The sequence below is a fragment of the Burkholderia savannae genome (genome assembly GCF_001524445.2).
GTDB lineage: Bacteria > Pseudomonadota > Gammaproteobacteria > Burkholderiales > Burkholderiaceae > Burkholderia > Burkholderia savannae.
Map to the genome: position 1 here is coordinate 192196 of NZ_CP013419.1, position 13416 is coordinate 205611.

Below are 13416 nucleotides of genomic sequence, written 5' to 3' on the forward strand. Positions count from 1 at the left end.
CATCGGTATGGTAATCGCGCGCATTGCGGCGTTAGTCGCACTCGTCGCGTTCAGTTGGGCGACAACGCTCTATTTCGACTGGCCGCTGTGGTGCGCACTCGCCGCGTTCTGCGCGGTACTCGCCGGATGGCTCCTGGCTCGGGTCGCGCGTCGCGCGCTGCGTGCAATGCGCGCGCGGGGGCAATTGGCGCAACTCGACGCGTCCGAGCGCCTGCCCTCCGATCGCGAGACGCCTGAAAAGAATGCCGCCGCGCGTTGGCGAGCCTCACTCACGGCGCTCGAGCGCGCAGTGCCCGCTCCTGGCCTACTCGGTCGGCCGCGGAACGCCCAGCCATGGTATCTCGTGATTGGCCGCTCCGGCTCGGGCAAGACGACCGCTCTGACTCGCGCGCGTGTCTCGTCGCCACTGCGGCGCGCGCGCCGCGATGCATCCGTCGAGCCGACCGAGGATTGCGATTGGTGGTGTTTCGACGACGCGGTCATGCTCGATCTCACGGGCCGCTTCGCCGAGCCCGACGCGACGGACGCCGACCGGCACGAGTGGAGCGCCATCCTTGACCGGCTCGGCCGCGCACGCGCGCGCAAAGGCATCAATGGCGTCGTCGTCGCGATCGATGCGCCGCGCCTCGTCGAAGCAGATCACGACGCGCTGACGATTGACGGCCGCGCCATCCGTGAACGACTCGAGCACCTGATCCGGTTGTTCGACCGGCGCTTCCCGGTCTACGTGCTCGTCACACAGTGCGATCGGCTCTATGGCTTCGAGGAATGGGCCAAGCAACTCGCTCCGCAAGACCGTGAGCGCGCGTTCGGCTATCTCGGTGATCACGACGCAAATGCGTTCGTCTCGCACGCGTTCGACAGCCTCGACGCGCGTCTGAGCGTGCTACGAACGGCGCTAACGGCGCGCGGCGAGCCGCCGTCGCCACGCGCACTGATGCTGCAGCACGAACTCGCACGTCTGCGGCCCGCGCTAGACGCGTTCGCGCGCGCGGCGTTCGGACCGAACGTCTATCAGGAGACGCCGTATCTGCGCGGTCTGCTGCTCGCGAGCGGCCGACAGACAGGTGGCGCGCATTCGCTGACGCTACCCGACTGGCTCGACGCCGCGCCAGCGCACGACCCCGACGACGCCGGCCTGTTCCTGTACGACGTATTCGCGCGCGTGCTGCCGAGCGATCGTGACGCGTCACGCCCCGTCGAGCGGCCGAGCCGCTCGCGGCTGACGCTGCGGCGTCTCGGGCTGGCCGCATGGCTGCTCGGCTGCGTCGCGGTCGGGCTGCTAATGACTGCGTCGTTCGTCGGCGACATGCGAACCGTCGAGCTGGTCCGCCGCGACTATCCCGCGCATCCGCGCTTCACAGGTGAGTTCCGGCACGATGCGGCAACGCTCGAACGGATCGGCCGCGCGATCGCCGACGTCGAGCAGCGCGACGATCGGCCGCCCGCTCGCACCATCGCCGATGCCACGCCCGTCGGCAGGCTCGAAGCGGAACTCAAGCGCCACTACGTCACGCATTATCGACGGTCGATCGAGCCTTCCGCCGACCGGCTGTTCTTCGGTGAGCCGGACGATGCAAGCGACGCGCGCGCGAACGGCAGCGGCGAAGTCGCCGCGCGCATCCGCAATCTGGTCCGCTACGTGAACCTGATGCAGGCACGCCAGCGCGGCGCGGACCGCAAAACGCTCACGCGAATGCCCGCGCTGAAGATCACCCGGGCGCCTAACAAAGACGAGGCAGACGACACACGCGATCGTGACGACGAAGCGTCGCCGCGCATCGACGCGCTCGCCGTCAACCAAATTGCCTGGAGCGCGCCGGACGACGGCGCGCTCGCAGCTCGAATCGCGGCGGCCCAAGCGCAGCTCGAACGGCTCGCGTACCGCGATCCCAACGGCGCATGGCTGCTCGACGCGCCCGACGCGTCTACGCCACACGACGTGACGCTCACCGACTTCTGGCCGGCCGCTGCAGCGCGCACGCTGCCTCCCGCGCTGCACGACGTGCGGGTGTCAGCCGTGCTGACGGCCGCACATCGTCCGGCAATCGATGCGTTCCTCGACGAAATGGCGCAGGCTGTGGCGAACCGGCCAACGTTCGCGTTCCATCGCGACGCGTTCTACGCCTGGTATCTCGCGCAGCGAATTGACGCGTGGCGCGACTTCGTCGCTCGCTTCCCGCAGGGCGAGAAATTGTTGACGAAAAAAGCGCAATGGCGCGTGGTGATCGACCGAATTCCCGACCGCCGCGATCCGTTCGCGGCGCTGCTCGCGCGCATCACGCGCGAATTCGAATCCGAGCACAACGATACGCTGCCACCCTGGCTGCGGTTCGTCCGGACGGCGTCACGCATGCTCGCGCCCGTATGGGCGCCCACGCCAAACAACGGCCTCGGCGCGCTGCTCGGCTCGATCTCGCGCAGCGGTGGCCGGGCCTTGCACGAAACGCTCGGCGGCGCGCCCGCGCAAGGACGGTTGACGCTCGAGCGCGACGCCGCGCTGCGCGACGCGCTCGTCGACTACGATCGGCGCGTCGCCGCACTCGCCGTCGACGCGCTCGCGGGCACAGGCGCCGCCTACCGACTCGCAGCCGACTTCCACGGGTTCGGCGCCGATGCATCAGTCGAAGCGTCCGCGATGCGGGCAGCCGACGACGCGCTACGGGGCGTCAAGCAACTCGCAGGCGATCGCGACGGCGGCGGCGACGTCGTCTGGAGCCTCATCGGCGGCTCACTGCATTCGGTATTCGCGTATGTCGAGCAGCAGGCATCGTGCGCACTGCAAAGCGACTGGGAGCGCGACGTGCTGTGGCCGCTCAAGCGCGCCGCAACGCAAGACGATGCGGACGACCGGCTGTACGGCCCGCAAGGAGCGATCTGGGCGTTCGTCAACGGTCCCGCGAAGCCGTTCGTGCGCGTCGGCGCGGCGCGTGCGTCGGTGGTCGACACGCTCGGCTACCGACTACCGTTCACCGACACGTTCCTGCCGCTTCTCGACGACGCGGCTGCCCGTCGCGTCGCGCAAGCGCGGCGCGACGCCGAGCGGCGCGCGCAACAGCAAGCAGCGGCGGAACTCGACGAGCAAATCGCGTCGCTCAGCCGACAGATCGACGCGCTACATGCGCAGACGATGCACATCGGGATCGTCGCGCAGCCAACCGACGTGAATCCGGATGCGCAGGCGAAGCCGTTCGAGACGATGCTGACACTACAATGCACACCGCAAGCGCGCACGCTAACGAACTACAACTTCCGCGTATCCGAGCAAATCGATTGGCGGCCTGATCAATGCGGCGACGCGACGCTACGCATCGCGCTCGGTGGCGTCACGCTCGTGCGTCGCTATACAGGGTCGCTTGGCGTCGCGCGCTTCGTGCAAGATTTCCGCTACGGCGTGCGCCGTTTCACGCCCGGCGATTTCCCCGACGCGAAAGCCCAGCTCGAACGACTCGGCGTGCGCTACGTCGACGTGCGATACGACTTCTCTGGGCAGGACGCGCTGCTCGCGCAAGTCGACCGGATCGACGAGCTCGAACAAACGCGTCGCGACAACATCGCGCGCCAGCGGCGCAACCCGATTCGGCAGAATGACGAAACGGCCGCGAGCGCCGCAGCGAACGCCGCGCTGCCTCCCCGCATTGGGGCGTGCTGGGGCGACCCGGCTCGCGACGGGCAAAACGCCGGACAAGGTGCGTAATCCGCGGTCCCTTCCGAACCGGCGGCGCACAGCGCCGCCGGTTCATCGAACCCGTTCATGTCCCTCTTCGATCTTGTCATGATGAAACGCACTTCGACACACCCTGACCATCCCAACGCGCCGCATTCGGCGCATCGTCTTATCCGCCCGGCCCGTACCGGCGCGGCCACAACGCGTCGTCGCCCGTGCCGCGTCAGTGCGGCGCTCGCGCTAGCCGTCGCGTCGTTCGCCGGATGCGGCGGAGGCGACGATTCAAACCAGTCCGCCACGAGCGTGCTCGCGCCGCCGACAGTGCAACTCTCGTATCCAGCGCAACCAGCGGCGCCGCAGCCGAATGTGCCCGCAGCACCCGCGCCGTCGACCGCGACTCCAACAACACCGCCCGCTGTCGTATCCGCCGGCGTCGCGCCGACGCACGCGGCATTGCGCCGCCCAACGATCATGCTCGAATTCGATCGTGCGATCGAACCGCGTTCGGTCAGCAACATCGCGCTACACGACGGAAATCGCGCAAGCGTTGCCATCGGCCCGTTGTCGTGGCTGAGCGATCGCCGGCTCACTTTCGCGCCACTTGTGTCGCTTAAGTCGAACAGCCGTTACGAAATCGTACTGCCGACCGGCATCGAAAGCGTGACGGGAGAACGGTCGGCGCACCGCATGACGGCCAGCTTCGACACTACGCCGACCACACCGCCGCGCGGATTGTCGAACCTCGGCAACACATGCTTCATCAATGTGGCGCTGCAACTGGCCGTCCATTCGACAGCGCTCGACGACATTCTGTCGAATGCCACCGTCGATTCCGCCGTGCGCGCGCTGCTCGACGGCTATGACGCTGCGCCAGCCAGTGAGCTCGAGAAACAGTGGCGCGCAGCAGTCGCCGCGATGCGCGCGCTGCCGCAGTTTCGCGGCGGCGGCATGGGATACACGTTTGATGTATTGAAGGCGCTGCAGATGCCGCTGCATTCGGCAGATAACGCGGACGCGATACGCTACGCGCCGCCGGAAGCAAAAGCGTTCTATCTGACCGGCATACCGCTCAGCTACGCGGAGCTGCCGAACCATGACCGGCTCGTCGCATTCGACTACAGCACGGGCGGCCATTACATCGCATATGTGAAGCGGGATTCGATCTGGTACCGCGTCAACGACGGCGTTGTAACCGAAGTCACGGAGCAGCAGTTGTCCGCCCTGCCGGCTCATAACCACCAAGGCGCCTTGGCGATCGAGCTCGCGATCTATCGCTGATCGGTCGGCACACGCAGCACGCCGACGCCGTACGCGGCGTCGAGCGGCTCAGCTTCGCTGCGGCGTCCCCGCGCCGCGCGCCGAACGTCGCCGGGCGTCTTACCGAAGCGCTGGCGAAACAGCTTGCCGAACGTCGACTGATCGGGGAAACCACACGCGTGCGCGATCTCGCCGATGCTAAGCGTGAGCCCTGGTTGCTCGAGGTAGCCGAGACTGCGGTTCAGCCTCGCATCACGAATCGCCGCCTTCACCGTCTGCGATTCGTGGCGGAACAAACGATAGAGCTGTGTGCGCGAGCAATGGATCGCGTCGGCAATTCGGTCGGGCGTCAGGGTTTGCAAGTGGAGATGCTGACCGATGAAGCGGTACGCGGCCTGCAGACGATCACCGCGCGCAGGCGCGGCGCGCGGCGCGCGCGCCGATAGCGCCGCCTGCAGCAGCATGCGACCGAGGTCGGCCGTGCGCGCGAGCGTGTAATCGAGTTCGCCGGACGACAGCGCCGGGCCGCGCCCACCGATGAGCGCCAGCTCCGCCGCAAGAAACGGCGCGAGCCGGCCCGCCTGCAACGAAACTGCGGGTTGCGACGCGTCCATCGCCACTTGGCCAAGTGTCCGCCCCACTGACGAACGCGGCAATCTGAGTGCGCTGAAGCACGGTTCTTCCCAGTGCACATGCATCGGACGACCGCCGTCGAGCATGAACAGTTCGTTCGCACAAAAGCGCGCGGCTGGCGAGCCGGGCGCCTCGACCACGCATTTGCCCGCGTGCAGCGCGCAAATCGTCACGTGCGTGTCGGTCGTCGCAGCCTTCAGCCACCCTTCGGTGATCCGCGCATCGAGCGATGCTCCGCGAAAACGGACGAACCGGGCGCGCTCGCACCTGCACAAAAAACCGTGTCCATGAAACGTCCGCGCCCGTTCCGCACGCACTTCCTCGCACTGAAACACGTGCGCGCTCCAGAACGCCGTTCCGTGCACAAGCGGCATGTCGTCGGTGGAAAAGAACTGCAGCAGCGTGCCGCTGCCAAGCGCGTGCATCTTCGCCATGATGAAGCCCGGTGAAATGTGCGACTGGAAGACGCGCCGTGCGTGTCGCATTGCATGTGTTGCGCGGCGTAGGTCACGTGTCATGCGACACAAAATCGGAACCCGCTGCGTGCATCGCGCGATATGGGGCGTGCACTGTGTTACATGAGCGGATGCGGCGCATCAAGATGCCCGGCGGGCGCGGCCGCGTTCCCGCCACACCGCGCACGGGGTGACAGGCTTGCGCGACATCCGCCGCCCGCTCCGCTGCGTCACCGGCCCACGTGCGCATTCATCCTGACGCGAGTCGTCTGCCCGGCCGCGCCGCGCGGGCGCGGCATGCGTTCACAGTGTCGGACTCTGCGTGCGCGTTGGCAAGACTTTGTACTTGCAGTCCTCGGGCCGGTCGCCGATGTGCCGATTAACGAACGCATGGAGTTCTCTCAGCTTGCGCCGTTCGAAATACAGGCCGCGGTGTGCGACGCATTTGACCGCTTCGATCGTCTTGCCGAACAGCCCTTTCCTGGCAAGCTTTTTGCCGACCTCGTCGATGTTAATGGTAATTCGCTTTTGTTTCGCGAGCAGCACCGGTTGGCTGACAGCGCTGTTGAAGCGGATCTCCCTGAGCACATCCATTCTGATGGCCTTGATCTCGCTCTTCAGCGCCCGACCGCGCTCGTCGCGGTTCTGTTTCGCATGTTTTTCAACTACGACATGTTGAGGTTTCAAAATCGCGGGGGACATCCCAATCGTTTTCATGATCTGTTTCCTTTTCCTGAACATTAGCGAGCGTTCATTCTCCGCCGCAGATTGGCTCGGCACTTTCACGAATCGCTCGCCCGGCTACACGGCGTAGCCTCGCTTGCTTCGTCGCACGAATCGCACAAGCTGCGCGAACAGCGCGAGTCGCGGAACGCAAGCGCGTACGACGCCCACAATCGCGTCGCGCTGATTAAACCGCACAGCAAACGGATCCGCCGAAGTGTCGTACGCACGCGCCATAGAGCGCGAACCCGCGCCGGTCGCGCGCTACGTCAGCGGCGCGCACGCATTCGCGTATCCGTATCGATACGCCCACTGAATCACGTTCGCCACGTTGCGCGCGCCGAGCTTCTGCATCAGCCGCTGCCGATGGCAATCGACCGTCTTCGGGCTGATGTTGAGCCGCGACGCGATCTCTCGGTTGCGCATCCCGTCGGCGATCAATTTCAGCACCTGCTTCTCGCGCCGCGTCAGTTCGTCGACAGGCGTGGAAAACGAGCGGCCATTGACCGAGGACGCGATTCTCGCGCCGTCGAGCGCCGGGTCGATATAAACTTGCCCAGACATCACGCGCCTAACCGCATGCAAAATGCCTTCCAGGCTGCACCACTTCAGCAAGTAGCCCGACGCACCGAAGCGGATCGCATCCGCCGCGCGCGTCTCAGATCCGAGCGCGGTGAAGACGATAAACCTGACGTTTGGATGCTCGCACAGGAGCTCGCCCATTGCTGGCAGCGGATCATCGCCCGGTAGCATCACGTCCATAAACACGAGGTCCGGCCTGTCGCGACGGCATCGGTCCCTCGCCTCAATCATGTCGGTGACCCCGCGCACCTCGATTCCCGCATACGCCCTGCCGAGTACGCCCTCAATGCCATCGCGCACGATAGGGTGACTGTCAATGACGAGCACCCTTTCACACTTACTCTTTTCGACCATAATTGATTCTCCGTTGCTCCGATGCGCCCCTCTTCCGTAAGCCCACGTGATGCGCCGCCTAGACGGCCCATGCCGCACGCTACGCACGCGCTTTTTTAACATAGTGCCCGCACGTCACCGAAATATTTCAGATCCATTTCATTAGTTCGCCGTTCAGCGATCCCAATTGCACGCAGGCCGTGCGTGACTCCGCCGGTGCGTCCCACGTGCGCGCGTCGTAGGCGCCCATCCGTGCGAACGCGTCGATCAGGCCTTCGAGGCGAGACGCAAACACTGCGAGTGCGTCGACGAATTCTCGGCTCTCGAGATTCGCCGTTGCAATGCGCTCGATCAGCATCACTGCTCCCGCTTCATCGTCGAGTCCGAGGCCGCTACCCGATTCGGACAAGTCGAGATTGACGACGAGCATCCGTCGCCAGAAGTCCGCAGGCGCATGCGGCGGAAATTCACCGACCATCCCATACAGCACGAGCGCGTCGGACCGGTCGCGAATCGAGATCATCAGTTGCTCATCCAGCAGCAGGAAACACTGCCCTTTCTCGTCGAAGCCAAGCGTCACGCCCGTCGCTTTGCTCAGCGCATTCAACAATTCGGTGTGTGCATTCATAGTTTGAGGTACTCCATCGGATTCGAATCGGTCGGTCGCGCGCCGCCAACCGACGAGCGGAGGGCATGCGTCATGCGGCGATCGCGGTCGACATGAACGCCTCGATTTGCCCGATCATCGCGTGCGCGGCCAGCATCCGCAGCGCGGACCGGTCGTCCGGCGGCGGCGCATCGAGATGCCGGCCGAGCGCCTCGACAAAGGTTCTCGCCTTGCGCGTCAACGCCGCGACGTCGTCGCGCACCGATGGTGCGCAGCGCTTCATCGCCTCGGCGAGATCCGCGTCCGCCCGATCGCGATGCTTGACGGATCGCGCGGCGGACAGCTCGTCGAAATACGCGCCGATCCGCTCGACTTCGAGCGCGTGACCGTCGAGGCGCGCTTGCCGCGGCGCGCCCGTGTGCGCGGGAACGCGACCGCGGCCGGCTTCGCCCGCGAGCACGCCCCGCACCGCTTGGCCGGGCTCCGAGAACGCGCGCCACGCCTCTCGCACGGGCGCGCTGTTGCACAGCCGATCGCAGTGGCGCGCGATATCAGCGCGCTGCTGGTTCAGCGTGTCGATCCTCGCCTGCACGGCCTGCGCATACGCATGCGCGCGATTCGGATCTTCGGAGATCCATGCGGCCGTATACGGCACGAAATGCTCGGCGCCGCCGGAGCGCAACACACGCAGCGCCATCGACGCGCAGTTTTCCTTCTTGCTGATCATCTGGTACTTGAGCTCGCCCGTCGTCGCAGCGTGCTTCACGGCACGCGCGTCGCGCAACATCGCCGCCTCGTTCAGGCCGAACAGCACGAACGCGTCCCGGCCGGCCGCCTCGCGCTTGTCGCGGTTCAATCCGATCGCCGGAAAATACACCTTGCGCGCGCTCAGCCCCCATCGCCACTCCTCATCCCGTTTCTGCCCCGCTCTCGGGAAAAAACGCGCGGCGCGAAAATCCGCTTCGTCAAGAAGATGGTTGGCTTCCTTCTCGATCTTTTCTCTCGCGATCTCGCCTCGCCGCAGATTGCGCACTGTTTCCTTGCCGATTTCCGATCGCTTGTCCTGCCGATATCGGCTCAGCGCCTTCGCTTCGACACGCCCGAATTCCTTGCTGTCGAGAGGTTTGAGCGGCCACCAACTAACGTGCTCGTACACATGCCGGCCGGCGTCGGCGTCCGCCTGATTCTTGATCGTCAGCGACGCGTGTCCCGGATGATCGAGACCTCGGCATTCCCATGACCGGAACACGATCTGGCGGGCGAGCGGCTTCGCATCGCCCGTCCCGTGAAAATGCTCGGCGATCGACATCATGTTGCGCACGAGCCGCCGATCGAGCGGCGCGTCGTCGCGGCGCGCGCCGTAGTCGAGCGCCGCCGTCGCGCCCTCCGGGCCGTATCGCTTCGACAACGCGCCCAGGAACACCGCGAGCGTGCGGCAGTTTTCCGTGCGGACCCGCTCGGCGTAGCGCCGCACCGCATCGCAGTGCTTGAGCAGCGGGACGTGCGCGAGAAACGCGAACAGCCGCTCCTTCATACCCAACCTCGCGACCGACACCGCCGGGCCGCGCGCGCCGTCACCGACGACGACACGCCCCCCCCACGGCAGCGCATGCGCAACGAATGCATCGACATTGATCATCAGGTCCTCCCATCGACTACGAGATATTCCGATACGACGCGGCAGCCGCGCAGGCCGCCGCACGTTGCTGTCGGACGGGCCGTCGCGCGCCGGGCATGCAAGCGAGACCGGCGCACGGCGCTTCAACCCGGTCGACATCGATACCGATGCTAAAGACATTCGTCCCGCGTCGCTTTCAGATTCCGCTCAGGCCACCGCGTACATGTCGGCGCCGCCGGCAAACAATGCGACGTCACGGGCGAAGGATGCGCTCGTCCGCATGTGCGGCTCGCGCGGCCGTCCGGCGTCGATCCGACTTCGCAGCGTCGCACACAAGCGGATCCGGCCAAACGGGACAACTCGCGCCGATCCGTGCCAATCCATGCCGATTCGTCCCGCTTCGCTCCGACGTCGCCCATGGCTGCAAATGGTCAAAAATTGCCGTGCATGGCCGCCCGTCGCCGGCACGCATGAGCACTTTATGGAATCGGACCACGCGACTCGCCCCATAAAATCGAATCTATTCAGAAGCCTGTTCCCGCGCGCGCCGTTGTCGATCGAAATCGAAACCGAAATCGCCGCGCGGATGCGGGCGTGCCGGATCCCGCCATTCCACTCAATCGAGAGCACGACATGATTTCCAACCTGAGAATTAACAGATCCACGCACGTCAAGAAAGCGTCGTTCGACGTTCACGTCAAGCGCTGCGAAGCGCGACCGCGCACGTTGTTTGCCCAGCAGATCAAGCGCATCTTCAGCAAGATCGGCGAGACGCTCGGGCCGCTGTTCCGCCGCTGTGCGCCGGACAGCGCGCCCACGCGGGTCAAGCTGCAGGGCATTCGCTACGTCAGCAGCTATCGGCCCACCGGCGACCGGAAACAGGCGATCCGGCATTTCGTCGACGAGGCGGTCAAGCAGGTCGCCCACACGCGTACCCCCGAGATCCAGCAAGACGCCGAATTCGGCCGGCAGGTCTACGAAGCGACGCTCTGCGCGATCTTCAGCGAAGCGAAGGACCGGTTCTGCATGGATCCGGCCACCCGCGCGGGCAACGCGCGGCCGGCGTTCGTCGCGGCGCTCGGCGATGCGGCGCGCGCAACCGGGCTGCCCGGCACCGACAAGCAAGGCGTCTTCACGCCAAGCGGCGCCGGCACGAATCCGCTCTATACCGAAATCCGGCAGTACGCCGACAGGCTGATGGACGCAGAACTAGCCGCGTGCCCGGAATACCGGGAGCTTCAGCCGTATGCGAGACAACAGGCGATCGACCTCGTCGCAAATGCAGTGTCGAATGAGCGCAAGAACACGCTCAAAAATTTCCAGACGACGACGCAAGAGCTCGATGTCCTCCACCGCGGTGCAACGGGCACCGTATAACGAAGGCGGGTGCCGGCCGCGATGACTGGGAAACGCGATCGGCGTGCGGGTGCGCTCCAGTTCATGGTAAGCGCTAAATCCGCCACACGTCGTTAGGTGACGTGTTACCGGGTAACATGTTTCGAATCGATAGTTACCGGGTAACGAAGGAGATGCGAGATGACGCAAACGACGGCGCAGCGGCAGGCGGCTTATCGGGCAAGGCGCGAGACGGCAGGCAAGGACGGCAACGGTGATCGACGTCTGGATATGTGGGTGAGCACGGAAGCGTACTGCTGGCCACGCCCCGGCTGGTACTCAAACAGCACCACCGGCTGCTCGCTATCCTCCGCGCTTCGGTAGACCCACATGTATGACTTGTCCTGCGCGTTTCGGCCGTTCTCCTTCAGGACCTGGACGGTGGTCTCGTCGCCGTGAATCAGCCACTGGCTGAGCAGAATCTTCTTGAGCGCCTTGAACAGGCGCGTGTAGTGAAGCTCGGCGGGGCGGATGATCCAGTTCGCCAGCGTACCGCGGCTGACTGCGATATTCGAGCGTGCGAGCACGTCTTCCATCCGGTACAGCGGCGTGCCGTCGACATACTTGCCGGCCGTGACGGCGGCGATCATCGATGCACTGGCGTGACTACCCGGCAAGGGCTGCGCCGGCATCGGCGCGACCACGATCGGTGTGTGCGTGCCGTGACGCTCGCAGTGCCGACACGCGTACTTGAAACGCGCGTGCTGCAGCACCGAGACCTTGACCTGCATGTGCAACTGTTCGCTGATTTCCTCGCCCATCCGATGCATTGCCTTGCTGCAGCACGGGCAGATCTTCTGGTCTTCGGGCAGGTCGTACTCGATTCGCTCGCGCGGCAGGTCCGCGGGCAGCGGTTTGCGGCCACGCTTGCGCGGTTCAGGCTGGCCGGGTTCCGGCAACCCGGTATCGGGCAACGTCAGCGGCTCGCCGTCGTCCTCCTCGGCCGGCTCAGCGTGGGCTGCCTCTTCGGCCTCGTTGAACACGCGGTCGCGGCGCTTCTCGCTCTTCGGCGCGTACTGTCGGGCCAACGCGAGACGATATTGCTCTTCCAGCGCATCCAGGCGCTTGGTCAATTCGTCGATCCTGGCGTCACGCTCGGCAATGACCTGAGCATCGGCCGCCACCCGCTCCTCCAGCTTGTGGATATAGGCCTTGGCGGTGCGCGGAAGTCGGGGGAGATTGGGAGGGGACATGCGCTCAACGATAGCGAAACGCAGAGCCAAATAGGTTTACGCGAATTTGTAACAGCTAAAGCCGCCGTTGTTTACTGGCAACAGCGGCGATACCCTGCTTCAGTTCGTGTGGCAGTACTGCCGCGCTGGGTGGCGGCGCACGGCGTCGATATCGACGCCGTCGAGCAGCAGGTGAAGCTGCTCGGCCGTCAGTTCGATCACGGCTTGCTGACGGCGGGGCCAAACGAAACGGTCGGCCTCGAGGCGTTTCAATAGGAGCCAGAATCCGGCCCGGTCATACAGCAGAAGCTTCACGCGATCGCGTTTGCGGTTGTGGAACGCGAAGACGGCTCGCGCAAGCGGATCGAGCAGCATCGACTGCTCGACCAGCGCGACGAGGCTGTTGATGCCGGCGCGGAAGTCGATGGGCTCGCGGTGCAGGTAGATCTGCAGGTCCGCGTCGAAGCGGAACATCAGCGTGCCCCCAACGCTTCGATCATCGCCTTCACGAGAGCGCCATCGTGTGCGGCGCATTCGAGCTGTAGCGTTACGCCGTTGGGCAACTGCGCTGATAGTCGCGCCGGCGTCATTGCCTTCGCCGCTTCGTACCTGTGTGACGTTCGCCGTACGTTCACCGGCTCGGGGTTCGTGCGCACCGGTGCCACCTCGTTGATCGGAACGACCGGCACGAATGCCGATGGCAAGGGCTCGACGCACGCCGTCACAGCAGCATTCGCGCGTTCGCGCAATTGAATCCACTTATGCAGCTGGTTCGCGTTCACACCCGCCTTCAACGCCAGTCCGGCAATTGACGCGCCCGGCTGCAGGCAGGCTTCAATCAGCTTGCGCTTACCCTCGGCGTCAAACCTGCGCTTGCCCGTCGCGGTCACGCCGGTCACCCGCAGTGGCAGGAAATCAACTTCGTTCTGTGTCATCGGTTGCGTCCGCAAGTTGTAGTTGCGGACGCAAGCCTG

General features: G+C 65.2%; 11 protein-coding genes and 1 pseudogene. 4 read left to right on the top strand and 8 right to left on the bottom strand.

Annotated features, from left to right (window positions below):
* Window positions 1-7 precede the first annotated feature (7 nt).
* Both WS78_RS34615 and WS78_RS34620 read left to right on the top strand, forming a co-directional pair.
* Window positions 8-3697 carry a type VI secretion protein IcmF/TssM N-terminal domain-containing protein gene (locus tag WS78_RS34615; protein WP_059574923.1) on the top strand — a complete coding sequence of 1230 codons (3690 nt, stop codon included), beginning with the start codon at window positions 8-10 and terminating at the stop codon, window positions 3695-3697.
* 57 nt (window positions 3698-3754) lie between these two features.
* Window positions 3755-4945, top strand: a complete 1191-nt coding sequence (locus tag WS78_RS34620) for an Ig-like domain-containing protein (protein WP_082717443.1) — start codon at window positions 3755-3757, stop codon at window positions 4943-4945.
* On the opposite strand, the gene WS78_RS34625 is transcribed toward WS78_RS34620, so the two are convergent.
* The 5 genes from WS78_RS34625 to bopA form a co-directional block, all read right to left on the bottom strand.
* Window positions 4936-5991, bottom strand: coding sequence for a helix-turn-helix transcriptional regulator (locus tag WS78_RS34625; protein ID WP_059574868.1), 1056 nt, complete (start codon window positions 5989-5991; stop codon window positions 4936-4938). The genes WS78_RS34620 and WS78_RS34625 overlap by 10 nt on opposite strands.
* Before the next feature lie 324 nt (window positions 5992-6315).
* Window positions 6316-6729 (bottom strand): hypothetical protein, encoded by a 414-nt coding sequence (locus WS78_RS34630; RefSeq protein WP_059574919.1) that lies wholly within the window; start codon window positions 6727-6729, stop codon window positions 6316-6318.
* A 270-nt stretch (window positions 6730-6999) separates the two neighbouring features.
* A complete protein-coding gene (locus WS78_RS34635) occupies window positions 7000-7644 on the bottom strand; it encodes a LuxR C-terminal-related transcriptional regulator (protein WP_059574917.1) in 645 nt (214 codons plus the stop codon).
* Window positions 7645-7798: 154 nt separating this feature from the next.
* Window positions 7799-8278, bottom strand: coding sequence for a chaperone SicP (gene sicP / locus WS78_RS34640; protein ID WP_059574866.1), 480 nt, complete (start codon window positions 8276-8278; stop codon window positions 7799-7801).
* A gap of 70 nt (window positions 8279-8348) precedes the next feature.
* Window positions 8349-9896 (bottom strand): autophagy evasion T3SS effector BopA, encoded by a 1548-nt coding sequence (gene bopA / locus WS78_RS34645; RefSeq protein WP_059574863.1) that lies wholly within the window; start codon window positions 9894-9896, stop codon window positions 8349-8351.
* On the opposite strand from bopA, the gene WS78_RS36835 reads away from it, so the two are divergent.
* Window positions 9889-10512, top strand: coding sequence for a hypothetical protein (locus WS78_RS36835; protein ID WP_156437409.1), 624 nt, complete (start codon window positions 9889-9891; stop codon window positions 10510-10512). The genes bopA and WS78_RS36835 overlap by 8 nt on opposite strands.
* A complete protein-coding gene (locus WS78_RS34650) occupies window positions 10470-11252 on the top strand; it encodes a type III secretion protein BopE (protein ID WP_269434491.1) in 783 nt (260 codons plus the stop codon). Before WS78_RS36835 ends, WS78_RS34650 begins: the two co-directional genes overlap by 43 nt.
* Before the next feature lie 269 nt (window positions 11253-11521).
* Here the strand turns inward: WS78_RS34650 and tnpC are convergent.
* The 3 genes and pseudogenes from tnpC to tnpA all read right to left on the bottom strand — a co-directional run.
* Window positions 11522-12463, bottom strand: a pseudogene (gene tnpC, locus WS78_RS34660) (IS66 family transposase); the annotation flags it as partial.
* 99 nt (window positions 12464-12562) lie between these two features.
* Window positions 12563-12916 carry an IS66 family insertion sequence element accessory protein TnpB gene (gene tnpB / locus WS78_RS34665; RefSeq protein ID WP_059580646.1) on the bottom strand — a complete coding sequence of 118 codons (354 nt, stop codon included), beginning with the start codon at window positions 12914-12916 and terminating at the stop codon, window positions 12563-12565.
* A complete protein-coding gene (tnpA, locus tag WS78_RS34670; protein WP_059584105.1) occupies window positions 12916-13377 on the bottom strand; it encodes an IS66-like element accessory protein TnpA in 462 nt (153 codons plus the stop codon). Before tnpA ends, tnpB begins: the two co-directional genes overlap by 1 nt.
* Window positions 13378-13416: the final 39 nt, after the last annotated feature.